Annotated in this window: 27 protein-coding genes; 12 read left to right on the top strand and 15 right to left on the bottom strand. The window is 61.9% G+C overall.

Going from position 1 to position 23,589, the window contains the following annotated elements:
* Positions 1–38 precede the first annotated feature (38 nt).
* From lolA to U5A08_RS17475, 6 genes are all read left to right on the top strand, one after another.
* Positions 39–662 carry an outer membrane lipoprotein periplasmic chaperone LolA gene (gene lolA, locus U5A08_RS17500; protein ID WP_247397136.1) on the top strand — a complete coding sequence of 208 codons (624 nt, stop codon included), beginning with the start codon at positions 39–41 and terminating at the stop codon, positions 660–662.
* Between the two features lie 27 nt (positions 663–689).
* Positions 690–2,012, top strand: coding sequence for a replication-associated recombination protein A (locus tag U5A08_RS17495; RefSeq protein ID WP_321847697.1), 1,323 nt, complete (start codon positions 690–692; stop codon positions 2,010–2,012).
* Positions 2,012–2,386, top strand: a complete 375-nt coding sequence (gene crcB / locus U5A08_RS17490; protein WP_247404599.1) for a fluoride efflux transporter CrcB — start codon at positions 2,012–2,014, stop codon at positions 2,384–2,386. Before U5A08_RS17495 ends, crcB begins: the two co-directional genes overlap by 1 nt.
* Before the next feature lie 16 nt (positions 2,387–2,402).
* On the top strand, positions 2,403–3,683 hold the full coding sequence (gene serS / locus U5A08_RS17485) for a serine--tRNA ligase (RefSeq protein WP_253396745.1): 1,281 nt from the start codon (positions 2,403–2,405) through the stop codon (positions 3,681–3,683).
* The gene (cysG, locus tag U5A08_RS17480) at positions 3,684–5,078 is read left to right on the top strand and encodes a siroheme synthase CysG (protein WP_321847694.1); all 1,395 of its coding nucleotides are present in this window, start codon (positions 3,684–3,686) and stop codon (positions 5,076–5,078) included.
* Between the two features lie 154 nt (positions 5,079–5,232).
* Positions 5,233–6,411: an integrase core domain-containing protein gene (locus tag U5A08_RS17475; protein ID WP_425262807.1), complete on the top strand. Its 1,179-nt coding sequence runs from the start codon at positions 5,233–5,235 to the stop codon at positions 6,409–6,411.
* 57 nt (positions 6,412–6,468) lie between these two features.
* On the opposite strand, the gene U5A08_RS17470 is transcribed toward U5A08_RS17475, so the two are convergent.
* The 6 genes from U5A08_RS17470 to tusD all read right to left on the bottom strand — a co-directional run bounded on the left by U5A08_RS17470 (position 6,469) and on the right by tusD (position 9,905).
* A complete protein-coding gene (locus tag U5A08_RS17470; RefSeq protein ID WP_321847689.1) occupies positions 6,469–7,464 on the bottom strand; it encodes a glutathione S-transferase family protein in 996 nt (331 codons plus the stop codon).
* Positions 7,465–7,552: 88 nt separating this feature from the next.
* Positions 7,553–8,554: a glycosyl transferase family protein gene (locus tag U5A08_RS17465; protein WP_253396738.1), complete on the bottom strand. Its 1,002-nt coding sequence runs from the start codon at positions 8,552–8,554 to the stop codon at positions 7,553–7,555.
* A complete protein-coding gene (locus U5A08_RS17460) occupies positions 8,551–8,886 on the bottom strand; it encodes a TusE/DsrC/DsvC family sulfur relay protein (protein ID WP_247404614.1) in 336 nt (111 codons plus the stop codon). The genes U5A08_RS17465 and U5A08_RS17460 overlap by 4 nt, the downstream gene beginning before the upstream one ends.
* A complete protein-coding gene (gene tusB / locus U5A08_RS17455; protein ID WP_253396735.1) occupies positions 8,883–9,161 on the bottom strand; it encodes a sulfurtransferase complex subunit TusB in 279 nt (92 codons plus the stop codon). The genes U5A08_RS17460 and tusB overlap by 4 nt, the downstream gene beginning before the upstream one ends.
* Positions 9,161–9,511: a sulfurtransferase complex subunit TusC gene (tusC, locus tag U5A08_RS17450; RefSeq protein WP_321847684.1), complete on the bottom strand. Its 351-nt coding sequence runs from the start codon at positions 9,509–9,511 to the stop codon at positions 9,161–9,163. Before tusC ends, tusB begins: the two co-directional genes overlap by 1 nt.
* Before the next feature lies 1 nt (position 9,512).
* Positions 9,513–9,905, bottom strand: a complete 393-nt coding sequence (gene tusD, locus U5A08_RS17445; RefSeq protein WP_321847683.1) for a sulfurtransferase complex subunit TusD — start codon at positions 9,903–9,905, stop codon at positions 9,513–9,515.
* A 158-nt stretch (positions 9,906–10,063) separates the two neighbouring features.
* Between tusD and U5A08_RS17440 the strand changes: the two genes are divergently transcribed.
* Positions 10,064–11,245 carry a CaiB/BaiF CoA transferase family protein gene (locus tag U5A08_RS17440; RefSeq protein WP_253396729.1) on the top strand — a complete coding sequence of 394 codons (1,182 nt, stop codon included), beginning with the start codon at positions 10,064–10,066 and terminating at the stop codon, positions 11,243–11,245.
* A gap of 114 nt (positions 11,246–11,359) precedes the next feature.
* Here U5A08_RS17440 and U5A08_RS17435 read toward each other — a convergent pair whose 3' ends face one another.
* Positions 11,360–11,854 (bottom strand): SprT family zinc-dependent metalloprotease, encoded by a 495-nt coding sequence (locus U5A08_RS17435; protein WP_026140162.1) that lies wholly within the window; start codon positions 11,852–11,854, stop codon positions 11,360–11,362.
* Between the two features lie 129 nt (positions 11,855–11,983).
* Positions 11,984–12,586 carry a Yip1 family protein gene (locus U5A08_RS17430; RefSeq protein WP_247405141.1) on the bottom strand — a complete coding sequence of 201 codons (603 nt, stop codon included), beginning with the start codon at positions 12,584–12,586 and terminating at the stop codon, positions 11,984–11,986.
* Between the two features lie 304 nt (positions 12,587–12,890).
* On the opposite strand from U5A08_RS17430, the gene ttcA reads away from it, so the two are divergent.
* Together ttcA and U5A08_RS17420 are read left to right on the top strand one after the other, a co-directional pair.
* Positions 12,891–13,715: a tRNA 2-thiocytidine(32) synthetase TtcA gene (gene ttcA / locus U5A08_RS17425; protein ID WP_253396727.1), complete on the top strand. Its 825-nt coding sequence runs from the start codon at positions 12,891–12,893 to the stop codon at positions 13,713–13,715.
* 67 nt (positions 13,716–13,782) lie between these two features.
* Positions 13,783–14,454 (top strand): DNA-3-methyladenine glycosylase I, encoded by a 672-nt coding sequence (locus U5A08_RS17420; protein WP_253396725.1) that lies wholly within the window; start codon positions 13,783–13,785, stop codon positions 14,452–14,454.
* 83 nt (positions 14,455–14,537) lie between these two features.
* Here the strand turns inward: U5A08_RS17420 and U5A08_RS17415 are convergent, their stop codons facing one another.
* From U5A08_RS17415 to arsC, 3 genes are read right to left on the bottom strand one after another with little or no spacing between them, the layout of a single operon-like run.
* Positions 14,538–14,957: a DUF2069 domain-containing protein gene (locus U5A08_RS17415; protein ID WP_253396723.1), complete on the bottom strand. Its 420-nt coding sequence runs from the start codon at positions 14,955–14,957 to the stop codon at positions 14,538–14,540.
* On the bottom strand, positions 14,941–15,555 hold the full coding sequence (gene wrbA, locus U5A08_RS17410) for an NAD(P)H:quinone oxidoreductase (RefSeq protein ID WP_321847678.1): 615 nt from the start codon (positions 15,553–15,555) through the stop codon (positions 14,941–14,943). The genes U5A08_RS17415 and wrbA overlap by 17 nt, the downstream gene beginning before the upstream one ends.
* Positions 15,552–15,905, bottom strand: coding sequence for an arsenate reductase (glutaredoxin) (arsC, locus tag U5A08_RS17405; protein WP_321847676.1), 354 nt, complete (start codon positions 15,903–15,905; stop codon positions 15,552–15,554). Before arsC ends, wrbA begins: the two co-directional genes overlap by 4 nt.
* A 115-nt stretch (positions 15,906–16,020) precedes the next feature.
* On the opposite strand from arsC, the gene U5A08_RS17400 reads away from it, so the two are divergent.
* Positions 16,021–16,482: a TlpA disulfide reductase family protein gene (locus tag U5A08_RS17400; RefSeq protein ID WP_253396718.1), complete on the top strand. Its 462-nt coding sequence runs from the start codon at positions 16,021–16,023 to the stop codon at positions 16,480–16,482.
* Positions 16,483–16,545: 63 nt separating this feature from the next.
* On the opposite strand, the gene U5A08_RS17395 is transcribed toward U5A08_RS17400, so the two are convergent.
* The 4 genes from U5A08_RS17395 to U5A08_RS17380 all read right to left on the bottom strand — a co-directional run bounded on the left by U5A08_RS17395 (position 16,546) and on the right by U5A08_RS17380 (position 21,295).
* A complete protein-coding gene (locus U5A08_RS17395) occupies positions 16,546–16,950 on the bottom strand; it encodes an META domain-containing protein (RefSeq protein ID WP_253396716.1) in 405 nt (134 codons plus the stop codon).
* Complete coding sequence (locus U5A08_RS17390) at positions 16,947–17,387, bottom strand: hypothetical protein (RefSeq protein WP_169881558.1); 441 nt, start codon at positions 17,385–17,387, stop codon at positions 16,947–16,949. The genes U5A08_RS17395 and U5A08_RS17390 overlap by 4 nt, the downstream gene beginning before the upstream one ends.
* 71 nt (positions 17,388–17,458) lie before the next feature.
* Complete coding sequence (locus U5A08_RS17385) at positions 17,459–18,448, bottom strand: 2-hydroxyacid dehydrogenase (RefSeq protein WP_253396712.1); 990 nt, start codon at positions 18,446–18,448, stop codon at positions 17,459–17,461.
* Positions 18,449–18,541: 93 nt separating this feature from the next.
* Positions 18,542–21,295, bottom strand: a complete 2,754-nt coding sequence (locus U5A08_RS17380; RefSeq protein WP_253396710.1) for a response regulator — start codon at positions 21,293–21,295, stop codon at positions 18,542–18,544.
* A gap of 205 nt (positions 21,296–21,500) precedes the next feature.
* Between U5A08_RS17380 and U5A08_RS17375 the strand changes: the two genes are divergently transcribed.
* On the top strand, positions 21,501–22,229 hold the full coding sequence (locus U5A08_RS17375; protein ID WP_253396708.1) for a response regulator transcription factor: 729 nt from the start codon (positions 21,501–21,503) through the stop codon (positions 22,227–22,229).
* Positions 22,216–23,586: a sensor histidine kinase gene (locus U5A08_RS17370; protein WP_321847671.1), complete on the top strand. Its 1,371-nt coding sequence runs from the start codon at positions 22,216–22,218 to the stop codon at positions 23,584–23,586. The genes U5A08_RS17375 and U5A08_RS17370 overlap by 14 nt, the downstream gene beginning before the upstream one ends.
* Positions 23,587–23,589: the final 3 nt, after the last annotated feature.

Here is a 23,589-nt window from a genome sequence, read left to right as displayed (position 1 = left end):
AGCACGCGGCACGCCCTAACGACTCAATGAGGACTCCCATGCGTCTTATCCGCATGCTGTTGTTGCCGGCACTGGCCCTGACTGCTGTTTCGGCTCACGCTGATCCGGCCTCCGTCGCCAGCCTGACCAACCTGCTGGACAAATCCAAGACCCTGACTGCGCGCTTCTCCCAGTTGACCCTGGACGGCGGCGGCACCCAGTTGCAGGAAACCGCCGGTGAAATGGCCGTGCAACGCCCAGGGTTGTTCTACTGGAAGACCGACGCGCCGAATGAGCAGACCATCGTCTCGGACGGCCAAAAAGTCACGTTGTGGGACCCGGACCTGGAACAGGCGACCATCAAGAAGCTCGACCCGCGCCTGAACCAGACCCCGGCGCTGCTGCTGTCGGGCGATGTATCGAAAATCAGCGACAGTTTCGACATCACCTCCAAGCAAGCCAGCAATGTGATCGACTTCACCCTCAAGCCGAAATCCAAGGACACGCTGTTCGACAGCCTGCGCCTGTCGTTCCGCAACGGTGTGATCAATGACATGCAACTGGTCGACAGCGTCGGCCAGCGCACCAATATCCTGTTCACCGGGGTCAAGGCCAACGAGCCGGTGCCCGCCTCCAAGTTCAAGTTCGACATCCCCAAGGGTGCCGACGTGATCCAGGAATAACCTGCCTAGAGGTTTCAAACGCTGCCCATGGACCTGTTTCGAAGTGCCCCGATCGCTCAACCCCTGGCCGCACGCTTGCGTTCGACCAACCTGGATGAGTACGTCGGTCAGGAACACCTGCTCGCTCGCGGCAAGCCTTTGCGCGAAGCCCTGGAGCAGGGTGCGCTGCACTCGATGATTTTCTGGGGGCCGCCGGGGGTGGGTAAAACCACCCTCGCGCGGCTGCTGGCGAAAGTCTCGGATGCCCACTTCGAAACGGTCTCGGCGGTGCTGGCCGGGGTCAAGGAGATCCGCCAGGCGGTGGAAGTGGCCAAGCAGCAGGCCGGGCAATATGGCAAGCGCACCATCCTGTTCGTCGACGAAGTGCATCGCTTCAACAAGTCGCAGCAGGACGCGTTCTTGCCGTATGTCGAAGACGGCACGCTGATTTTTATCGGTGCAACCACCGAGAACCCGTCCTTCGAATTGAACAACGCCTTGCTCTCGCGGGCGCGGGTGTATGTGCTCAAGAGCTTGGATGAAGCGGCGATGCGAAAGCTGCTGCAGCGCGCCTTGAGAGAAGACAAGGGCTTGGGCAAGCGCCAGTTGAGCCTCAGCGATGAAGGCTTCAAGATCCTGTTCAGCGCCGCCGATGGCGACGGGCGACGTTTTCTCAACCTGCTGGAGAACGCGTCCGACCTGGCCGAAGACGGCAGCGAGATTGGCGTCGAGCTCCTGCAAAGCCTGCTCGGCGACACACGCCGGCGTTTCGACAAGGGTGGCGAAGCGTTCTACGATCAGATTTCGGCGCTGCACAAGTCGGTACGCGGCTCCAACCCCGACGGCGCGTTGTACTGGTTCGCGCGCATGATCGACGGTGGCTGTGATCCGCTGTACCTGGCGCGCCGCGTGGTGCGCATGGCCAGTGAAGACATCGGCAACGCCGACCCCCGCGCCCTGAGCCTGTGCCTTGCGGCGTGGGAAGTGCAGGAGCGCCTCGGCAGCCCCGAAGGCGAACTGGCGGTGGCCCAGGCCATTACCTACCTGGCGTGTGCGCCGAAAAGTAATGCGGTGTACATGGGCTTCAAGTCGGCACTGCGCGCCGCGGCCGAACATGGCTCCCTCGAAGTGCCGCTGCACCTGCGCAATGCGCCCACCAAGCTGATGAAACAACTGGGTTACGGTGATGAATACCGCTACGCCCACGATGAGCCGGACGCCTATGCCGCCGGCGAAGATTACTTCCCTGACGAGCTTGAGCCGCAGCCGTTCTACCAGCCGGTGCCCCGTGGCCTGGAGCTGAAGATCGGTGAAAAGCTCAATCACCTCGCTCAACTCGACCGCCTCAGCCCCAAACAGCGGAGAAAGTAGTGCTCAAGACGATTCTTGCCGTGTCCGTTGCCGGCATCGCTGGTACATTATTGCGTTTCGCCACTGGTACTTGGGTAAACGCCAACTGGCCGAGGCATTTTTATGCCGCGACCCTGGCGGTCAACCTGGTGGGCTGCTTGATTATCGGGCTGTTGTATGGCTGGTTCCTGTTGCGCCCGGAAGTGCCGATTGAAATTCGTGCCGGCTTGATTGTCGGTTTTGTAGGCGGTCTGACGACCTTTTCATCCTTTTCACTGGATACGGTGCGCCTGCTGGAAAGCGGGCAGGTCCTGGTCGCCTTCGGGTACCTGGGCATCAGCGTGTTCGGCGGGCTGCTCGCCACCTGGGCCGGCCTGTCCTTGACCAAACTTTGATAAACGAGAGACCGACATGCTCGATTCCAAACTGTTACGTAGCAACCTTCAGGACGTAGCGGACCGCCTGGCATCCCGTGGCTTTGCCTTGGATGTTGCGCGCATCGAAGCGCTGGAAGAACAGCGCAAGACCGTCCAGACCCGCACCGAAGCACTGCAGGCTGAGCGTAATGCGCGTTCCAAGTCCATCGGTCAGGCCAAGCAGCGCGGCGAAGACATCGCGCCGTTGATGGCGGATGTCGAGCGCATGGGCACCGAGTTGTCCGACGGCAAAGTCGAACTGGACAAGATTCAAGGCGAACTGGATTCGATCCTGCTGGGCATTCCGAACCTGCCGCACGAGTCGGTGCCGGTCGGTGCGGACGAAGAGGGTAACGTCGAAGTGCGCCGCTGGGGCACGCCAAAGGCCTTTGATTTCGAGATCAAGGACCACGTCGCCCTGGGCGAACTCAGCGGTGGCCTGGATTTCGAAACCGCCGCCAAGCTGTCCGGCGCGCGCTTTGCCTTGCTGCGTGGCCCGATTGCCCGCCTGCATCGCGCCCTGGCGCAGTTCATGATCAACCTGCACACCGGCGAACACGGTTACGAAGAGGCTTACACGCCGTATCTGGTTCAGGCCCCGGCCCTGCAGGGGACCGGCCAGTTGCCGAAGTTCGAGGAAGACCTGTTCAAGATCAGCCGCGATGGCGAAGCCGACCTGTACCTGATCCCGACCGCCGAAGTGTCGCTGACCAACATCGTGGCCGGCGAGATCCTCGACGCCAAGCACCTGCCGCTCAAGCTCGTTGCGCACACTCCGTGCTTCCGCAGTGAAGCCGGAGCATCGGGGCGCGACACCCGCGGCATGATCCGCCAGCACCAGTTCGACAAAGTCGAGATGGTGCAGGTTGTCGAGCCGTCGACTTCCATGGAAGCCCTCGAAGGCCTGACCGCCAACGCCGAACGCGTGCTGCAACTGCTGGAACTGCCGTACCGCGTGTTGGCGCTGTGTACTGGTGACATGGGTTTCAGCGCCGTGAAGACCTACGACCTCGAAGTGTGGGTGCCGAGCCAGGACAAATACCGCGAGATCTCGTCGTGCTCCAACTGCGGTGATTTCCAGGCCCGTCGCATGCAGGCGCGTTTCCGCAACCCGGAAACCGGCAAGCCGGAACTGGTGCACACCCTGAACGGTTCGGGCCTGGCCGTAGGCCGTACCCTGGTGGCCGTGCTGGAAAACTACCAGCAGGCCGACGGTTCGATCCGTGTGCCGGACGTGCTCAAGCCTTACATGGCGGGCATCGAGGTCATCGGTTAAATGGAATTTCTGCCGCTGTTCCATAACCTGCGCGGCAGTCGTGTGTTGGTCGTCGGCGGCGGGGAGATTGCCTTGCGCAAGTCCCGGCTGTTGGCCGACGCTGGCGCGCTGCTGCGGGTGGTTGCTCCCCAGATCGAAAACCAGTTGCGTGAACTGGTGCAGGGCAGTGGCGGGGAACTGATCGTGCGCGGTTATCAGGAGGCCGACCTCGACGGTTGCACCCTGATCATCGCCGCAACGGACGACGAACCGCTGAACGCGCAAGTGTCCAGTGATGCCAAGCGCCGTTGCGTACCGGTCAACGTGGTGGATGCGCCAGCCCTGTGCAGCGTGATCTTCCCGGCGATTGTCGACCGTTCGCCGTTGGTGATCGCGGTGTCCAGCGGCGGCGATGCGCCGGTGCTGGCACGCTTGATCCGGGCCAAGCTGGAAACCTGGATTCCGTCCACGTATGGCCAACTGGCCGGGCTGGCAGCGCGCTTTCGGGCTCAGGTCAAGCGCTTGTACCCGGATGTGCAGCAGCGCCGCGCGTTCTGGGAAGAAGTCTTTCAGGGCCAGATTGCTGATCGGCAATTGGCCGGGCAGGGCGATGAAGCCGAGCGTTTGCTGATCGAAAAGGTCAACGGCGCACCGCCGTATGCGCCGGGCGAAGTCTACCTGGTGGGTGCCGGCCCCGGCGATCCGGATCTGTTGACCTTCCGCGCCTTGCGCTTGATGCAGCAGGCCGATGTGGTGCTCTACGACCGCCTGGTGGCCCCGGCGATTCTTGAGCTGTGCCGGCGTGACGCCGAGCGCGTGTACGTGGGTAAGCGTCGTGCTGACCACGCTGTGCCCCAGGACCAGATCAACCAACAACTGGTCGACCTGGCCAAGCAAGGCAAGCGTGTGCTGCGCCTCAAGGGTGGCGATCCGTTCATCTTTGGCCGTGGCGGCGAAGAGATCGAAGAACTGGCGGCCCATGGCATTCCGTTCCAGGTGGTGCCGGGCATCACCGCGGCCAGCGGCTGCGCGGCGTATGCCGGGATTCCGCTGACTCACCGCGACTATGCGCAATCGGTACGCTTTATCACCGGACACTTGAAGAACGGCACCTCCGACCTGCCTTGGAGTGATCTGGTGGGCCCGTCGCAGACGCTGGTGTTCTACATGGGCTTGATCGGTTTACCGATCATCTGCGAACAGCTGATCAAGCATGGGCGTTCGGCGGACACGCCGGCGGCGTTGATCCAGCAGGGCACCACGTCCAACCAGCGCGTGTTCACCGGCACCCTGGCCGACTTGCCGCGCATGGTGGCGGAGCATGAAGTGCATGCGCCGACGCTGGTGATCGTCGGTGAGGTGGTGGTGCTGCGCGAGAAGCTCAAATGGTTTGAAGGCGCCCAGGCCCAGGTCTGAGCCTAAATGCATCGGGGGCAAGCCCCCTCCCACATTTTGGAATGCATTCCAATGTGGGAGGGGGCTTGCCCCGGTACAGACCGGAGACATCCTTTACGTTTGAAACCGGAGACATCGTTTACATGTATTAATCATGGCCAGGAGGTAACTGGCCATGTCATGGAATCGAGAGTCCCCTATGGACCAAAAAGTCAGATTGATAGGCGACTGGCTGTCCAGCGCCTATTCAAAACGTCAACTGGCATTGAGCTACGGCATTAGTCGACCGACCTTGGACAAGTGGCTGCAACGGTATGCCACTGCTGGCCTGGACGGGCTCAAGGACGCCTCACGCCGTCCACTCTCAAGCCCTTTTCAAACGTGCGATGCGCATATTGCTGCTCTAATCGAGCTCAAGCATCAACACCATGACTGGGGCCCCAAAAAGCTGGTCAAGGTCCTTTCCAATCGCTATCCGGAATGTCATTGGCCGGCACCCAGCACGGCAGGGGAATGGCTCAAACGAGCGGGACTGGTTCAAGAGCGGCGCAAGCGCAATCGCCCGCCTACCGGCCCCGTCAAACTTCGCCCGGCAGATCTCCCCAATCAAACGTGGGCCGCTGACTTCAAAGGCGACTTTTTAATGGCGGATGGCCGACGCTGTTACCCGCTGACACTCACGGATCAGGCCAGCAGATTCATATTGTTGTGTCGTGCGCAGCCCAGTGTGGCTGGGGCCCGCGAGGGTTTTGACTGGGCTTTTCGCGAGTACGGTCTGCCTGATGTCATCCGGACTGACAACGGTTCACCCTTCGCCTCAACCGGTCTCAGCAGGCTCTCGAGTCTGGCCGTCTGGTGGATACGACTGGGTATCTACCCAGAGCGTATTCAGCCGGGGCGACCCGATCAGAACGGGCGGCATGAGCGTATGCATCGCTCACTCAAGGCCGCGTTACTGAAGACGCCAGAAGCCAATATGGTCCAGCAGCAGTTGGCGTTTGAACGATTTCGACAGGAATTCAATCATGATCGGCCGCACGAGGCGTTAGACATGAAGGTGCCGAACGATCTGTACGATAAATCGCCAAGGATCTATACAGGCTGGGTACCTCCTGCCGAATATGGAGCGGATATGGAGGTACGCAAGGTCAGAACAGACGGGTCAATGAAGTGGAGGGGCAGGATGATCTTTTTGAGTGAGTCACTGGTAGGAGAGTCCGTTGGACTGCGAGAAGTGGACGACAACGTGTGGGACATGTACCTATGTAACTATCCACTGGGTAGGCTAGACAGCGGTGCAAGCCGGCTATCCAGCACCCAGAAACGTAAAGGATGTCCCCGGTCTCGTTTGTAAAGGATGTCTCCGTCCGTACACCCCGATGCGGCCATTTGATCCAACCCATCCTCTGGATCAGCGCCAGACGCCCTTACCGCTCAACCGCCCACGATCATGCGGGGCATCAAACACCTGCAACGGCCCCTTGGGCACAATCCCCGTCGGATTGATGGTGCGGTGGCTGGCATAGTAATGCCCCTTGATGTGCGCAAAGTCCACCGTCTCGGCCACTCCCGGCCACTGAAACATTTCCCGCAACCAGTTCGACAGATTCGGATAATCCGCAATCCGCCGCAGGTTGCATTTGAAGTGGCTGTAATACACCGCGTCAAAACGAATCAGCGTGGTAAACAGCCGCACATCGGCCTCGGTCAGGTACTCACCGGCCAGGTAGCGATGCTCGCCGAGGTGCTGTTCCAGGTGGTCAAGTTCGGCAAACAGATCATCGAACGCACGTTCATACGCCTGCTGCGAGGTGGCGAAACCTGCGCGGTACACACCGTTGTTCACGGCGGGGTAGATGCGCTCGTTCAACGCGTCGATGCTCGCGCGCAGGGCTTCGGGGTAGAAGTCCAGGGTGTTGCCGGTCAGCCCGTTGAACGCGCTGTTGAACATGCGGATGATCTCCGCCGATTCATTGCTGACGATGCGCTTGAGGTGTTTGTCCCACAGCACCGGCACCGTGACGCGCCCGGTGTAATCGGCCGTGTCGGCGGTGTAGCGCTGGTGCATGAACGCGAAGCCATCCAGCGAGTCGCCGCTGGAGCCGCGGGCCTTGTCGAAGGTCCAGCCGTTTTCCAGCATCAGCCAGCTGACCACGGACACGTCGATCAGACCTTCCAGCCCCTTGAGTTTGCGCAGGATCAGTGTGCGATGGGCCCACGGGCAGGCGAGCGACACATACAGGTGGTAACGACCGGCTTCGGCCTTGAAGCCACCTTCGCCGCTGGGGCCGGGCTGGCCGTCAGCGGTCACCCAGTGGCGGCGTTGCGCCTGTTCTCGCTGGAAAGCGCCATCCGCGCTACTTTCGTACCACTGGTCGTGCCAGCGTCCTTCGATCAGCAAACCCATGACTGGCTCCTTGGCTAATAAGCGTTAGAGCCCAGTCTAAAGGGATGAGTTCGAACTAAAAGCGCAAAAACTGCGGCGAAATGATCGATTAAATCGATTTATCCCGCGCATCCCAGTAGTGCTGGGCCAGTTCGAACGCTTGTTCCCGCGGATGACCCAGGCCGCGCAAGGCCAGGGCCATGGTGGCGATCAAGGCGAGTTGCGGGTAGCTGTCCTCGACATCGCCGCGCCACAGCGCTTTCAACTGCTCCGGCTCCAGGCTGGCCGGTTTGACATGGCGCTGAGCGGAGAGGGCGGGCCATTCTTCGTCCCAACTTTCGCCGCCGGTGGTGCCGTAGAGGTGGCTGATCGTGTCGGGGTTGATCTCGATCTCACCGCCATCGCCCTTGACCACAATCACATTGTCGCCGAGCAGGCCGCTGGCATCGCGGTGTACACCCTGGTAACCGGGGTGGAAGATGCTTTGCAGGCCGCAGCGGGCGTTCAGTGGGTTGAGCAGGCGTGCCAGGGAGTGGATCGGCGAGCGCAGGCCCAGGGTGTTGCGCAGGTCGATCATGCGTTGCAGTTGCGGTGCCCAATCGCCCAGCGGGATGAACGCCAGGTTGCCGTGCTCGAAAGCCGTCTCGACCTGCTGCCAATTGCGGCACAGCGGGATCTGCAGGCCTTCGAGCAATTGCTCGGTGTACAACCGGCCAGCGGTGTGGGCGCCGCCGCCATGCATGAGGATGCGCACACCGTTCTGCGCCAGGCACTTGGCGGCCAGCAGGAACCACGGCAGGTGGCGCTTTTTGCCGGCGTAGGTCGGCCAGTCGACATCCACCTTCAGCGCCGGCGCGTGCAGGCGCTCGCGCACCGCTTCGGTGAAACCGGCGAGTTCTTCCGGGCTTTCCTCTTTGTGGCGCAGCAGCATGAGGAAGGCGCCGAGCTGGGTGTCTTCGACTTTTTCGTCAAGCAGCATGCCCATGGCTTCGCGGGCTTCTTCGCGGGTCAGGTTGCGCGCGCCGCGCTTGCCTTTGCCCAGGATGCGCACGAACGGCGCAAACGGGTGCTCGGCGGGGGTTTCGAGGGGCAGCGGGGCAAAGTCGGTCATAAGCAATTCGTCGGCCTGGGCAGGCCCGCCAGCTTGGCGGCGAGTTTGGCGGGAGTGCCGTTGAACAGTTTGTTGAGGTGCAGGCTGTTGCCCTTGTCTGCGCCCAGCTTCAAGGCGGTGTACTTGATCAGCGGGCGCGTGGCGGGGGACAGCTGGAATTCTTGATAGAACTGGCGCAGCAGCTCGAGGATTTCCCAGTGCGCCGGGGTCAGCTCGAGGGCTTCGGCGGCGGCCAGGGCGTTGGCCACGTCGACCGACCACTCGTTCAGGTCGACGAGGTAGCCGTCCTTGTCCAGTTCGAGGGCGTGCGTGCCCACGGTCAGGGTGTTCATAGCCAGGTGTTGACCTTGTCGTAGTCGATCGACAGCTGCACGAAGCCTGGGTAATCCACGCAGTCGGCCCAGTCGGGCAGCGGCAGGTTGCGCGCCAGGCTGTCTTCGGCCAGCACAAACACCTTCACGCCCTTGAGTTGCAGGGCCGGGTGATGCAGCCCGTAGGCGCCGTCGCCACAGAGCAGGATCGCATCGTCGCTGCCGCAGATGCGCAGGCAGCTGTCGAGGCGGCTATCGGTAAACGGGGAGTGAGACACCACATGTAGAGTCGACATCAGAGGGTTATCACCTGGTCGTAACGGTCAATCAACTGGGAAATCTGTTCGTTGTTCAGCGGCTGTGCATTGACCGGGTGCGTCAGCCCGCGCGCGGCCAGGCTGTGCTCGCAGGCAAACACCTCGTCGATACCGAACAGCCCCAGTGCCTGCAGGTTGGCGCCGAGGTCTTTTTGCTGCACGGCCTTGGCGTCCTGGTGCGGTGCCAGTTGGAACACGCCGTCATCCAGAAACAGCAGGCCGATGGGCAGATCGAACGCGCCGCCGGCCAATACGATATCCAGGGCTTCCCGCGCGCTCGGCCCGGACCACGGTGCCTGGCGGCTGATCACCAGCAAGGATGTGGACATGTCACGGCCCTCCAAAACAGATCAAGCGGTCGGCGGTCTGGCTCGCGTCGTGCAATTGCCCAAGGCCCGACAGCTCCCATGGCGCCTCCACGTTCACCGCGCTGCGTTGGTAGCGCGCGGCTTCTTCACTGTTGAGCACACCACGGCGCAGGGCGGCGGCGATGCAGACCACGGCGTCCAACTGATGTGCGCTGACAAACTCACGCCATTGGCGGGCGATGTCTTGCTCATCCTGTGGCGTAACGATGGTGTTGGAGGCGCTGTAGACGCCATCCTGATAAAAAAACAGCCGCACAATCTCATGCCCGCCGGCCAGCGCCGCCTGGGCGAACAGCAAGGCGCGACGCGAGGAGGGCGCATGGGCGGCGGAAAACACTGCTATCGCGAATTTCATGGAACACCCTGCAAGCAAACGTGGGTCAATGATAAGGCCGTCGTCGGGAAAAAGCCCGCCGTGATCAAAACGGTCACGGCCGCTGATCGTTCTGACGATTGCCCTGGGCGCTGAAGGCTGACTACGCTGTGGTCTGTCGAATCGGAAACGGAGTCTCCATGTCAGGTCCCTTGGCGTCCCTTAAAGTACTGGATTTTTCCACCTTGCTGCCCGGCCCGTTCGCTTCGCTGATGCTGGCGGACATGGGCGCCGAGGTGCTGCGCATCGAATCGCCCACGCGCATGGACCTGCTCCGCGTGCTGCCGCCCCATGATCAGGGGACCTCGGCGAGCCATGCTTACCTCAATCGCAATAAGCGCAGCCTCGCCCTGGATCTGAAGCAGGCCGAGGCGCTGGAGATTGTGCGCGAGCTGGTCAAGGGCTACGACATCGTGCTCGAACAGTTTCGCCCTGGGGTGATGGAACGCCTGGGCCTGGGGTATGCGGCGTTGAAGGCGATCAACCCGCGGCTGATTTATGTGTCGATCACCGGGTACGGTCAGACCGGCCCCTACAAGGATCGCGCCGGGCACGATATCAACTATCTGGCGTTGGCCGGAGTGGCCAGCCATACCGGGCGTCAGGACAGCGGGCCGCTGCCCTTGGGCGTGCAATTGGCAGATGTCGCCGGCGGCTCGCTGCACGCGGTGGTGGGCCTGCTCGCGGCGGTGATTGCGCGGCAACAGAGCGGCGTCGGTCAATACCTGGATGTGAGCATGACCGACTGCTCGTTCAGCTTGAATGCGATGGCCGGCGCTGGATATCTGGCCTGCGGCGTGGAGCCCGGCTGGGAGACCCATGTGCTCAATGGTGGCAGTTTCTACGATTATTACCGCTCCCGTGATGGGCGCTGGATGTCGGTCGGCAGTCTGGAGCCGGCGTTTATGCAGCAATTGTGCGCAACGTTGGGACGACCGGAGTTGGCGGCACAAGGCTTGTCGCCCAAGCCTGCGCAGCAAAAGGCGCTCAAGCAGGCGCTGCAGGTTGAGTTCGAGAAGCGCAGCTTCGAGGAGCTGTGCGAGTTGTTTGCCGGGGTGGATGCATGCGTGGAACCGGTGTTGAGTCTGAGCGAAGCGGTGGAGCATCCGCAGTTGAAGGCGCGGGAGTTGGTCGCCCAGGTGCCTCGGGCCGACGGCTCGACCCAGGCGCAGATGGCTTGCCCGCTGAAGTTTTCCGAGGGGCTGCCAGCTCCCCGGCATATTGGGGCCGCTGTGGGCGCACACAGTGATGAAGTGCTGATGGAGTTGGGCTTGAGCTCACAGCGCATCAGCGAGTTGCGTAGGGCCAAGGTGGTTGTGTAGGGACTGTGAGGGCCTCATCGGGGGCAAGCCCCCTCCCACAATTAGCTCTGTGAACAGGGTCAAAATGTGGGAGGGGGCTTGCCCCCGATGAGGCCCTCACACACACCGCATATTTCACTCGACGCGAGTTTCCCCGGTAAACACCAACGTCTGCCGACAGCGCCTGCACAGATAACGCCGCCCCTGCCTCACCAACCCATGGCGCTGTGACGAAAACGGGAAGTCGCTGTCGGCACATGGGCAGCGGTAGATATAGCGGGTCACCTGGCGGCGCTTGATCTCATAGGTGTGGCAACGGTCCGGCGGCAGTTCATACACGCCGCGCATGATCAGTTGCCATTCCTCGCCATGGGGCTGGATGCGTTCGCCAAACAATTGGTGGGCGATCAGGTGCGCCACTTCATGGGCCACGGTCTGTTTGAGGAAGTGTTGGCTGTTTTCTCGGTACAACTGTGGGTTGAAGCGCAGCAGGTTTTCGTGCAAATGCGCGACACCGGCTTTCTGGCCCCGCAACTTGAGGCTGACCTGGGGGCGTTTGAAGCTTCGTTTGAAAAAGGATTCGGCTAGCAGGAAACAATCTTCGACGCGGGTATTGAGTTGCTCGGGCATGCTGTACATCTCTCCAGAGATGCCCAGTATGCCGCAAAGGCGGGTGTTTCCGAATCGGTCAGGCGCCGAATGGTCATGCATGACGCACAAAGCCACCTTGCGGTGGCCTTGCCTGCTGGGTGAAACCGCTTAGTTGGTATAGATCGGGCCAACGCCCAGGCCCCAGACGATCACAGTAAACGCCATGATTGCCACCAGCACGACCAGGCCCACGGCCAACACCGAGCTGGAAAACAGGAAGCCTTCGTCCGGATCGATGCTCATGAACGTCGGTAACCCCACATACAGCAGGTACACCGTGTAACAGATCGCCGCCGTGCCGACGACCATCCCCAGCCACATGTGCGGGTAGAGCGCCGCCAGCCCGCCGATAAACAGCGGTGTGGCGGTGTAGGTGGCAAAGGCGATACAACGCGCCATGCTGGGGCTGGCGTCGTAGGTGCGCGCCATCCAGTGAATGAAGGCGCCCATGACCGCTACGCCGCCGAGCATCGCCACGTAAGACATGAGGGTCATCCACAAGGCGCTTTCCTGGGTCAGCATGACCGGGGAGCGGTTGCCGATGACCCAGCCGATCTGAGTGGTGCCGATATAGGCTGATACGGCGGGGATCGCCGCAAGAATCAAGGTGTGTGTGAGGTACATGTGGCCGACGCTTTCTTCTTTATCGCCACGAATTTCCCGCCATTCCTGGTCGGGATGGGTAAAAAGCCCCACGACGTGATGGATCATGCCAGTCACTCCTGTTGTTATTACCATCGCCCCCCATCGGAGCGCCCACGGGCCAGATGGCCTGAAAGGTCTGGATAGTTATGTGCGACCTCAAGTCGCAGTATAGGAAGTGATGACCGGAAAAACCGTAGGGCTTTAGAGCAAATCGCGCTGTAAACAGTGGGCTTAATCGCGGCGCGGTCTGTAGGTTGGCAATGCGGTCAAGTGTGGGAGGGGGCTTGCTCCCTCCCACATTGGAACTTGACCAACCTTACCGGTAAAATACCCGGCTTTTCGTCACACACCTCTAGCGGATCCAAGCGCCATGGGCACTCTTACGGTCAACCAGAACAAACTGCAAAAACGCCTGCGTCGCCTGGCCGGTGAAGCGGTCGCCGACTTCAACATGATTGAGGACGGCGATAAGGTCATGGTCTGCCTCTCCGGCGGCAAGGACAGCTACACCCTGCTCGACGTGCTGCTGCACCTGCAAAAGGTCGCGCCGATCAAGTTTGAGATCGTCGCCGTCAACATGGACCAGAAACAACCGGGCTTCCCCGAAGACGTGCTGCCGGCCTACCTCAAGGCATTGGGCATCGAGTACCACATCGTCGAAAAAGACACCTATTCGGTGGTCAAGGAGCTGATCCCGGAGGGCAAGACCACCTGCTCGCTGTGTTCGCGCCTGCGCCGTGGCACGCTCTACACGTTTGCCGATGAGATCGGTGCGACCAAGATGGCCCTGGGGCATCACCGCGACGATATCGTCGAGACGTTCTTCCTCAACATGTTCTTCAACGGCTCCCTCAAGGCCATGCCGCCCAAGCTGCGCGCCGATGATGGACGCAACGTGGTGATTCGCCCGCTGGCGTATTGCAACGAGAAGGACATCCAGGCTTACTCCGACTTCAAGCAATTCCCGATCATCCCGTGCAACCTGTGCGGTTCCCAGGAAAACCTGCAGCGCCAGGTGGTCAAGGAGATGCTCCAGGATTGGGAACGCAAGACCCCAGGGCGGACCGAGAGTATCTTTCGCAGCTTGCAGAACGTGATCCCGTCGCAGTTGGCCGACCGTAACCTGTTCGACTTCACCAGCCTGCGTATCGACGAGAACGCCGCTTCGCGCTTCGTCAACGTGGTGAACCTCTGACGTTTCTCAACGCTCTGAACGACGGCGCTCACAGGCGCCGTTTTGATTTCAATCCCCAGGAGAGGGCATGCGCGATTACAAATGGCTGCACGAATATTGTCTGAACCGCTTCGGTTCGGCGGCCGAACTGGAAGCCCGTCTGCCTGTCCCCAAGACGCCGGCGCAATTGCGCCAGATCAGTGATGATCGTTACCTGTCGACCCTGGCGCTGCGGGTTTTTCGCGCCGGGCTCAAGCACAGCGTCGTGGATGCCAAATGGCCCGCGTTCGAGCAGGTGTTCTTTGGCTTCGACCCGGAAAAAGTCGTGCTGATGGGCGCCGAACACCTGGAGCGCTTGATGCAGGACACGCGCATCATCCGCCACTTGGGCAAGCTCAAGAGCGTGCCGCGTAACGCGCAGATGATCCTCGACATCGCCCATGAGAAGGGCAGTTTCGGCGCGTTTATCGCCGATTGGCCGGTGACCGACATCGTCGGGTTGTGGAAATACCTGAGCAAGCACGGCCATCAATTGGGCGGGCTGTCGGCGCCGCGCTTCCTGCGCATGGTGGGCAAGGATACCTTCGTGCCGAGCGATGACGTGGTCGCGGCACTGCATGCGCAGAAGATCGTCGACAAGGCCCCCACCAGCCTGCGCGACCTGGCGACGGTGCAGGGGGCGTTCAACCAGTGGCATGCCGAGAGTGGGCGGCCGATGTGTCAGTTGTCGATGATGCTGGCGTATACGGTCAATCATTGAGACCGAGGTGATGCCATCGCGGGCAAGCCCACTCCCACAGGAAACTGCATTTCAACTGTGGGCTTGTCCGCGATGATGGCGGGTCAGGCTGGCTGACCCTCGCCGGCCAAGCGCCGATCCAACTGGAACCGCCAGCGCACATACAGCAGCGCCGTACAGAACAGCGCCAGGCTCGCCAGCATTTCCAGCACACCGAACCACTGGCGGTTCGGGTCATAGGCCGCCAGCGCGCCCTTGATGAAATACAGGTTCACCACAAAGCACATCCACGAGTGTCCGCGCGCGCTGCCGATCAGCATACCCGGCGCCAGCACCAGCAGCGGCACCAACTCGATCAGCAGGATCACCCACGGGCGTGCGCCGTGCAGGTCGGCGATGAACAGGTAATACACGCAGAGCAGACCGACCAGGCCGAAAAACGCCAGCAGGCTCAGCGCGCGTGCGACTTTGACCCGCGGCTCCAGCCATGCCTGGGGTGGCAGGATTTTAGGTTTTTTGGCCACGGCCGTTCTCCAGCAGCACAGCGGTTTTCGCCAGGCGCAGGCCAAGGGCCTTGCACAGGGCGATTTCATGTTGATCCAGCAGGCGCTTGCCGTCTGGCCCGGCATGGTGGCTGGCGCCGTAAGGCGTGCCGCCACCCTGGGTGTCCAGCAGCGCTTGTTCGCTGTAAGGCAGGCCGGTGATCAGCATGCCGTGGTGCAGCAGCGGCAGCAGCATCGACATCAGCGTGGTTTCCTGGCCGCCGTGCAGGCTGGCGGTGGAGGTGAATACCCCGGCCGGTTTACCGACCAGGGCGCCGGTCAGCCAGAGGTTGCTGGTGCCGTCGATAAAGTACTTCAACGGCGCGGCCATATTGCCGAAGCGGGTCGGGCTGCCCAGGGCCAGGCCTGAACAGTGCTTCAAATCATCCAGGCTGGCGTACAGCGCGCCTTCGACCGGAATGCTCGGCGCTACCGCCTCGCACTCGGTAGAGATCGCCGGCACGGTGCGCAGGCGCGCTTCCATCCCGCCTTGTTCGATACCTCGGGCAATGTGCCGGGCCATTTCGCTGACCGAGCCGTTGCGGCTGTAATACAACACCAGCACATACGGCGTACTCACGGCAGGAGCTCCAGCACGTTCTCCGGCGGCCGGCCGATGATGGCTTTGTCGGTGGTTTCGAGGATCGGACGTTCCATCAACTTAGGGTGCTCGGCGATGGCGGCGATCAACTGTGTTTCGCTGAGTGCCGTGTCTGCCAGGTTGAGGGTTTTGTATTCCTCTTCGCCGGTGCGCAGCAGTTGGCGTGCGCTGATCCCCAGTTTGGTCAGCAGGGCTTTCAATTGCGCGGCATTCAGCGGGGTTTCCAGGTAGCGCACCACCGTCGGGGCGAGGCCGCGAGCTTCCAGCAGTTCGAGCGCTCCGCGGGATTTCGAGCAGCGCGGGTTGTGATAAAGCGTCAGATCGGTCATGTGCGGGTCGCATCTTGCGTAAGGTGGCGGGTATTCTACCTGCGCTGCGCCCGGTCCTTAAACCGTAAGAGGCGATCAGCCGCAGCCAACGTTCATTTTTGCGAAGGATTACCCCATGACAAGGCGACTGATCGGTGCATTGGCGATCATCACAACCCTGCTGCTCAGCGGCTGCGGTAATGACTACGGCGTTGACCAATATGGCCAGAAAGTGGCGGCCGAGCGCTTGGACAAGCAATGGCTGGTGGTCAACTACTGGGCGGAATGGTGTGGCCCGTGTCGCACGGAAATTCCTGAGCTCAACGCCTTGTCGGAACAGTTGAAAGGGCAGAACGTCGGCGTGTTCGGGGTCAATTTCGACAATGTGCAGGGTGCAGAACTGAAGGACGCCAGCGACAAGCTGGGCATCAAGTTCACCGTGCTGGCACAGAACCCGGACGGGATCTTTGATATTCCACGCAGCGAAGCGTTGCCGGTGACTTACATCATCGATGACAAGGGCAAGGTGCGTGAGCAGTTGATGGGCGAGCAGACCGCGCAAGGCGTGCTGGACAAACTCAAGGCCCTGCGCGGTTGAAAATGTAGGAGGGGGCTTGCTCCCTCCCACAGTTAGATCCCATTGAGCCTGCGGGCGGCGGTATCAGCCTTCTTCCAGCCACAGGCGAATGGGCTTGCCTTCGGCAGGCCAGAAACGGGTCTGCTCGATCGGCGAGATGTCCCAGCGCTCAACGCCTTGCAGGGCCTGGAAGAAGCGGTGTTCCTGCTCCATCAGGGCGTCGCCGCAGAGTTTGCGGGTACTGCCGATCTTGCCGAAGCTGAGTTTGTCGCCCTCCACGGTGTACGGTGCAAACCAGTGGTTGCACCCGCCGTTGCCGTAGGCGCGACCATCGGCGCCCAGGGTGACGCTCAGGTGCGCGTAATCCATCAGCGGCCGCTCACCGATCCATTCCACCACGTAGCTATGATCCTGCTCGAGCTTTACCGCATCACCGGCGCAGCCCATCAGGCCGGCCCCGACGGCGGCCAGCAGAAGCAGGCCTTTCATTGCGCGGCCTTCTGGCATTTCGGGCAGCGGTGCTTGGCGCCTTCGCTGGCCCAGCCCAACTCGGCAATGCGCGCATTGGCGGCCGGTTGCAGCGGTTCCTTGGTCAGCTTGGTCTCCACCGCGAATTCAAACTCCAACACGGCCTCGCAGCTGTCGCAGTTGACGTTCCAGGTGTGAATCTCCAGCTCGCCGAACTTCGGCCCTTGGGCCATGGCGACCCACTGGCCCGCCGGGCGGATGGAGTAGCGCGCGTCGCCTTCGACGGTGAGGCGCATCGACAGGGTTTTACTGCCGCGCAAGGTGACGATCAGTACGTCGCCATGCTTGATCGAACCACCGTTGCCGGTGACCTGGTAACGGCCCGGCACCAGGGCGCGGCATTCGATCAGGGTGTGTTGCGGGCTCAGCAAGCTGAAGCGGAAATCGTGTTCGGCCATGGTTCCTCCAAATAGGCGCGGCATCCTAGCACGCGCGCCTGTGGATCATGCGCCTGGTATGTGACCGCTGATCATCCGTCGACACGATTCTGCGCACGGCCATCGGCCCAGGCCGCGATATTGGCCAGGGTGGTGTCGGCAATCGCCGCCAGGGCCTCGCGGGTGAGGAATGCCTGGTGCGCGGTGACGATCACGTTGGGGAACGTCAACAGGCGCGCGAGCACGTCGTCTTGCAGGGGCAGGTCGGAGCGGTCCTCGAAAAACAGCTGGGCTTCTTCTTCATACACATCCAGCCCCAGGTAGCCGAGCTGGCCGTCCTTGAGTGCTTCGATCAGCGCGGGGGTGTCCACCAGGCCACCGCGCCCGGTGTTGATCAGCATCGCGCCGGTTTGCATCTGCGCCAGGGAGCGCGCATTGATCAGGTGCTTGCTGTCGGCGGTGAGCGGGCAGTGCAGGCTGATGATCTGCGCCTCGGCCAGCAGTTCGGGCAGGCTCACATAGCGAGCGCCGAGGGCCTGGACCAGCGGGTTGGGAAACGGGTCGTAGGCCAGCAGGTGGCAGCCGAAGCCGGCCATGATCTTGGCGAAGGTGGCGCCGATCTGCCCGGTGCCGACCACACCGACGGTCTTGCCGACGAGGTCGAAGCCGGTCAGGCCGTGCAGGCTGAAGTCGCCCTCGCGGGTGCGGTTGTAGGCACGATGCAGGCGCCGGTTCAGGGCGAGAATCAGCGCCACGGCGTGTTCGGCGATGGCATGCGGCGAATAGGCGGGCACCCGCACGATGGTCAGGCCCAGGCGCTTGGCGGCGGCGAGGTCGACATGGTTGTAACCGGCCGAGCGCAGCGCGATCAAGCGAGTGCCGCCCTTGGCCAGGTGCTCGAGCACGGGCGCGCTGAGGTCATCGTTGATAAACGCGCAGACCGCTTCGTGGTGTTCGGCCAGGGCCACGGTGTCGAGGGTGAGCCGGGCGGGCTGGAATTGCAGTTCCAGGCCGGGCGGTAGCGGCACGCCGAGAAAACTGTCGCGGTCGTAGGTCTGGCTGCTGAAAAGAATGACGCGCATTAAAATGCTCCCTGCAATCTACGTTTTGGTAACGCGAACCCTGTGGGAGCGAGCAAGCCCGGCTCCCACACAAGCTCGCCTCCATAAAAAGTGTCAGGCGCTGACCCGCGCTTCACTGGCCAAACGGGCAATGGCCATGTCCAGCTCGTCCAGCGCGGCCATGGCCTTGGCGTCGTCCTGCTTGAGCAGGGTTTCGGCGCGTTGGCAGGCGGCGCGCAGTTGCGGCACGCCGCAGTAACGGGTGGCGCCGTGCAGGCGATGGACGCGTTCGATCAAGGCGTGGTTGTCATTGGCTTCGCGGGCGAGGGTAATCGCCAGGCGGTCGGCTTCCAGGGAGGCGAGCAACATTGCGAGCATGTCCGCCGCCAGGTCAGCCTTGCCCGCGGCCAGCCGCAGGCCTTCCTCGTGGTCCAGCACGAGCAATCGCACGCCTGGGCCGAGGCCTTCGGTCGGGCGCTCCGGCCCTTGGTTGCGCAGGGCCAGGCCGGTCCACTTCAACACTACCTGGGCCAATTGCCGCTCGCTGATGGGTTTGGTCAGGTAGTCGTCCATGCCGCTTTGCAGCAGCGCACGCTTTTCATTGGCCATGGCGTGGGCGGTGAGGGCCACCACCGGCAGCGGCGTGCCGTGGCGCTCGCTTTCCCACTGGCGAATCGCCTCGGTACTTTTACGGCCGTCAATGCCAGGCATCTGCACGTCCATCAGCACCAGGTCGAAGGTCTCCTGCTTGACTGCCTCGATGGCCGCGTAACCACTTTCCACCGCCTGCACCTTGGCGCCCATGTCTTCCAGCAGGGTTTGCACCAGTAACAGGTTGGCCGGGTTGTCATCCACACAGAGCACGCGGGGTGCGCGGCTGGAGAGTGGCTCGCCCGGCTCGCAGCGAGAGGGGCGCGGGCTGATCAGGTCGGCCAGGGCGCGGCGCAGCTTGCGCGTACACGCGGGCTTGGCCTGCAACTGACTGTTGGGGTTGGGCACCGACTGGTTGAACAGCATTTGCTCGGTGGTCGGGCACAGCACCAGTACCTTGCAGCCCAGGTGTTCGAGGTCCCACAGATGCTGGTTGAGGCGCTCGGGCGGGATGTCATTGGCGGTGACGCCGAGTACCGCCAAGTCGATCGCCTGTTCGGTCTGGTGTGCGCTGGTGATGCCGTTGGTCAGGCTTTCCAGGGTATTGAACGGCGTGACTTCCAGGCCGCAGTCTTCGAGTTGGTGCTGCAAGGCCTGGCGCGCCAGTTCGTGGTTTTCCAGCACGGCCACGCGGCGGCCGAGCAGCGGCGCAGAGGGCAGGTCTTCGACGTCGTCGCGGGTCTTGGGCAGGTTCAGGCTGATCCAGAACTCCGAGCCTTCGCCCGGTGTGCTGTCGACGCCGATTTCGCCGCCCATCTGTTCGATCAAGCGCTTGGAAATCACCAGGCCCAGGCCGGTGCCGCCCGGTTGGCGCGACAGCGAATTGTCGGCCTGGCTGAACGCCTGGAACAGCGTGCGCACGTCCTGGTTGGACAGGCCGATGCCAGTGTCCTGCACACTGATGCGCAGTTGCACGCTGTCTTCCTGTTCATCCTCGATCATCGCGCGGGCCACGATGGTGCCTTCGCGGGTGAACTTGATCGCATTGCTGATCAGGTTGGTCAGGATCTGCTTGAGGCGCAGCGGGTCACCCACCAATGCCAGCGGTGTGTCGCGGTACACCAGGCTCACCAGTTCCAGCTGTTTGGCATGGGCGGCGGGGGCGAGGATGGTCAGGGTGTCTTGCAGCAAGTCCCGCAGGTTGAAGGGCACGCTGTCGAGTACCAGCTTGCCGGCTTCGATCTTCGAGAAATCGAGGATCTCGTTGATGATGCCCAGCAGGTTATCGGCGGACTTTTCGATGGTGCCCAGGTAATCCAACTGGCGCGGCGTCAGCTCGCTTTTTTGCAGCAGGTGGGTGAAACCGAGGATGCCGTTGAGCGGCGTGCGGATTTCGTGGCTCATATTGGCCAGGAACTCCGACTTGATGCGGCTGGCCTCCAGGGCTTCCTTGCGCGCCAGGTCCAGCTCGATGTTCTGGATTTCGATGGTTTCCAGGTTCTGGCGCACGTCTTCGGTGGCCTGGTCGATGCTGTGCTGCAGTTCTTCCCGGGCGTTCTGCAGGGTCTCGGCCATGCGGTTGATGCCCGAGGCGAGTTGGTCCAGTTCCTGGCTGCCCAGCGCAGGCAAGCGGGTTTCCAGGTTGCCGTCTTTGAGTTGGGCCACGGCTTGCTTGATCTGGCCGAGCGGCGAATTGATGGTGCGGCTGATACGCAGGGCCAGGGCCGCCGTGCAGATCAGGCCGATGGCAATCAACAGCAGGCTGGCGAACAGGCTGCGGTAACCGCGCAGCAACATGCCATTGTGGGACAGTTCCACCTCGACCCAACCGAACAGGCGGTCGGCTTCATCGGGGATCAGCTCGCCGGCAAGGTTGCGATGGTGCCCAAACACCGGCAGCAGGTAGCGGGTGGCGTCGTTGCCGGTGCGCTGTAACAGGTGGGAGCTGTTACCCGCCGGCGGCGGGTTGAGCATGGTCGGGCCGGCGTGGGCCATGGACGAGCGGTCCGGTGCGAGGAAAGAAACGGCGCGCACGTCCGGTTGTTCCAGAGATTGGGTGGCGATGCGTTCCAGCAGGTCGGTGTTCTTGCTGCTCAGGGCGGGAGCCGCCAACGGGGCCAACTGCTCGGCGATCATTTCGCCGCGTTGCAGCAACTGGGACTGCAACTCCGAGAGCTGCATCCAGGTGAAATAGCCGCCCAACAACAAGGCCATCAGGCTGGTCGGTAATAAGGTCAGCAATAGTACGCGGCCTTTTATCCCCATTCTTGTAAGCACGCCACTCTCCTGCAACCACGTTGTCATCAATCGTCCGTGCAGGCATCCGGCCCGCGTTACCCGCGCAGTGTAGCCATTTGCGCGGTCTGGAATCTTGCAAATTAATCACGGATGGCAATCTTCGAGCCATTTGGCACGACGTGGCGATTGCCTGGCGGGGGGGAATCTTGAATAATCAGTGATTGAGAATGACTTGCAGACGCTAATGAATCCCGCAACAGTTGGCCTACCCAGTATCCTGACCATCGAAGATGACCCCGTGCTGGGCGCCTATGTCCATGAGCATCTGGGGCGCTGTGGTTTTCAGGTCACGTGGTGCCAGAACGGTCAGCAAGGCCTGGAAATGGCCCGCGAGCAAGCCTTCGACGTGGTGTTGATGGACATTCTGCTGCCTGGGCTGGATGGGCTGGAGATCCTCACGCACCTGCGCCAGAGCCATTCGGTGCCGGTGATCCTGATGTCGGCCCTGGGCGCCGAAGCCGATCGCGTGAACGGCTTTCGCCTGGGCGCGGACGATTACCTGCCCAAACCGTTCAGCATGATCGAGTTGCGGGTGCGTATCGAAGCCATCCTGCGCCGGGTGGCCTTGGATCGCCGCCCGCTGGCGAGTTTGCCGACCGTGCGCGACGACGTCCGTAGCCTGCGCTTTGACGATGAACTGTCCGACGTCTTCTACCAGCAACACTGGGCCGGCTTGACCCGTAGCGAGTACCGCCTGCTGCACACCTTGCACAGCAGCGGCGAGGAAGTGCTGAGCAAGGCCTTCCTTTATCAGCATGTGCTGCAGCGCGGTTATGCGCCCCATGACCGCAGCCTCGACATGCATATCAGCCAGATTCGCCGCAAACTCAAAGTTATCGGCTACAGCGAGCGCGAAGTGCGCACGGTGTGGGGCAAGGGCTATGTGTTGAGTGGTCACGATGACAGTCTTTGAGGGGCGCTTGAAACGGCTGCCGGGTAAACACTCGTTATTCTGGAAACTGGCCTGCCTGCTGATTGCCTTCTGTTTGTTGATGATCTGGCTCAGTTGGTCCTGGGGTCGGTACATGGAGCAGCAGAACGCCTATCTGTCCGAAACCTCTCGCGAGATTCTCAGCGCTTATGCGGCGGGAGCAGAGTTGGCCTGGAGTACCCAGGGCAGTGCCGGCGTGGACGCCTGGCTGCAACTGATGGCGGCGCGTGAAAGCACCTGGATCGGCGTGATCGGCAACGATCTGCAATCCCTTGGCAGCATGCCGTTGACCGACAAGGAAAGCCAGCGCCTGACCTTCCTGCGTGGCCTGGACTGGCCGGTCAGCCGCCACGTCAAAGGCCTGCCATGGTTGAAAATCCCGTTTCCCCTGGACCCCAGCGTCGGCTCGCTGGTGATCGAGTTGCCCCAGCGCTTTATGCCGGGACGTTACCAACTGTTTTGGCGGGTGGTGACCAATGGCGTGATTCCCGGTCTGTTTACCCTGTTGTTGTGCATCGGCCTCTATCGGCTGCTGATCGTGCCGCTGAACCAGCTGCGCGAGCAGGCCAATGCCTGGCGTGCCGACCAATTGAACACACGGCTGTCCTACGCAGCCACCAGTCGTCAGGATGAATTGGGCGAGCTGGGTCGGGCCTTTGACCATATGTCCGAACGTTTGCAGGGCACCGTGGTGTTGCAGCAACAGTTGTTGCGGGACATGTCCCATGAACTGCGCACTCCCCTGAGCCGTTTGCGCGTGGCCTGTGACAGCGAGCAGGATCTGGCGCAATTGCGTGAACGGTTGGGGCGAGAGATCGACGCGATGCAGCGCCTGGTCGAGGACAGCCTTCAATTGGCCTGGCTGGATACCGAGCGGACGCCGCTGCCTGTCGAAGATATTCAGGTTCAGGCGCTGTGGGACATGCTCAAGGAAAACGCCTGTTTCGAAAGCGATTGGCCAGCCTCGCGGCTGCCATGCCTGCTGGGGCCAGACTGTTGGGTACGCGGTAATCTGAACGCTTTGGCCCAGGCCTTGGAAAATATCCTGCGCAACGCCATACGGCATTCACCGGTGGACGGAGTCGTCAGCCTGGATGGGCGCCGTGACGGCGAATACTGGCACCTGTGGCTGGAGGATCAGGGCGGGGGCATTGATGAGCGCGACCTGGAACGGATCTTCGCGCCGTTTACCCGCTTGGATGGCTCACGACCTGGCGACGGTGGCTTCGGGTTGGGGTTGAGCATCGCGCGCAATGCGGTGCAGCGTCAGGACGGTTGCCTGTGGGCGGAAAATACCGGCCAAGGCTTGCGTGTGCATCTGCGTATGCTGGCCACCTAGGGC

Source organism: Pseudomonas paraveronii (assembly GCF_963681955.1).
Classification (GTDB): domain Bacteria; phylum Pseudomonadota; class Gammaproteobacteria; order Pseudomonadales; family Pseudomonadaceae; genus Aquipseudomonas; species Aquipseudomonas paraveronii.
Note: the sequence above shows the minus strand (reverse complement) of the source record. Positions and strands in the feature narration are given on the sequence as shown.

Excerpts from the sequence above, each read along its gene's own strand:
- tusD (WP_321847683.1), bottom strand. The coding sequence starts at position 9,905 with ATGAAATTCGCGATAGCAGTGTTTTCCGCCGCCCATGCGCCCTCCTCG.
- U5A08_RS17465 (WP_253396738.1), bottom strand. The coding sequence starts at position 8,554 with ATGACCGACTTTGCCCCGCTGCCCCTCGAAACCCCCGCCGAGCACCCG.
- U5A08_RS17390 (WP_169881558.1), bottom strand. The coding sequence starts at position 17,387 with ATGGCCGAACACGATTTCCGCTTCAGCTTGCTGAGCCCGCAACACACC.
- U5A08_RS17430 (WP_247405141.1), bottom strand. The coding sequence starts at position 12,586 with ATGATCCATCACGTCGTGGGGCTTTTTACCCATCCCGACCAGGAATGG.
- U5A08_RS17375 (WP_253396708.1), top strand. The coding sequence starts at position 21,501 with ATGAATCCCGCAACAGTTGGCCTACCCAGTATCCTGACCATCGAAGAT.
- U5A08_RS17475 (WP_425262807.1), top strand. The coding sequence starts at position 5,233 with ATGTCATGGAATCGAGAGTCCCCTATGGACCAAAAAGTCAGATTGATA.
- tusC (WP_321847684.1), bottom strand. The coding sequence starts at position 9,511 with ATGTCCACATCCTTGCTGGTGATCAGCCGCCAGGCACCGTGGTCCGGG.
- U5A08_RS17370 (WP_321847671.1), top strand. The coding sequence starts at position 22,216 with ATGACAGTCTTTGAGGGGCGCTTGAAACGGCTGCCGGGTAAACACTCG.
- U5A08_RS17400 (WP_253396718.1), top strand. The coding sequence starts at position 16,021 with ATGACAAGGCGACTGATCGGTGCATTGGCGATCATCACAACCCTGCTG.
- arsC (WP_321847676.1), bottom strand. The coding sequence starts at position 15,905 with ATGACCGATCTGACGCTTTATCACAACCCGCGCTGCTCGAAATCCCGC.
- U5A08_RS17385 (WP_253396712.1), bottom strand. The coding sequence starts at position 18,448 with ATGCGCGTCATTCTTTTCAGCAGCCAGACCTACGACCGCGACAGTTTT.
- U5A08_RS17420 (WP_253396725.1), top strand. The coding sequence starts at position 13,783 with ATGCGCGATTACAAATGGCTGCACGAATATTGTCTGAACCGCTTCGGT.
- U5A08_RS17460 (WP_247404614.1), bottom strand. The coding sequence starts at position 8,886 with ATGAACACCCTGACCGTGGGCACGCACGCCCTCGAACTGGACAAGGAC.
- U5A08_RS17470 (WP_321847689.1), bottom strand. The coding sequence starts at position 7,464 with ATGGGTTTGCTGATCGAAGGACGCTGGCACGACCAGTGGTACGAAAGT.
- cysG (WP_321847694.1), top strand. The coding sequence starts at position 3,684 with ATGGAATTTCTGCCGCTGTTCCATAACCTGCGCGGCAGTCGTGTGTTG.
- U5A08_RS17435 (WP_026140162.1), bottom strand. The coding sequence starts at position 11,854 with ATGCCCGAGCAACTCAATACCCGCGTCGAAGATTGTTTCCTGCTAGCC.
- U5A08_RS17495 (WP_321847697.1), top strand. The coding sequence starts at position 690 with ATGGACCTGTTTCGAAGTGCCCCGATCGCTCAACCCCTGGCCGCACGC.
- U5A08_RS17395 (WP_253396716.1), bottom strand. The coding sequence starts at position 16,950 with ATGAAAGGCCTGCTTCTGCTGGCCGCCGTCGGGGCCGGCCTGATGGGC.
- serS (WP_253396745.1), top strand. The coding sequence starts at position 2,403 with ATGCTCGATTCCAAACTGTTACGTAGCAACCTTCAGGACGTAGCGGAC.
- lolA (WP_247397136.1), top strand. The coding sequence starts at position 39 with ATGCGTCTTATCCGCATGCTGTTGTTGCCGGCACTGGCCCTGACTGCT.
- ttcA (WP_253396727.1), top strand. The coding sequence starts at position 12,891 with ATGGGCACTCTTACGGTCAACCAGAACAAACTGCAAAAACGCCTGCGT.
- tusB (WP_253396735.1), bottom strand. The coding sequence starts at position 9,161 with ATGTCGACTCTACATGTGGTGTCTCACTCCCCGTTTACCGATAGCCGC.
- U5A08_RS17440 (WP_253396729.1), top strand. The coding sequence starts at position 10,064 with ATGTCAGGTCCCTTGGCGTCCCTTAAAGTACTGGATTTTTCCACCTTG.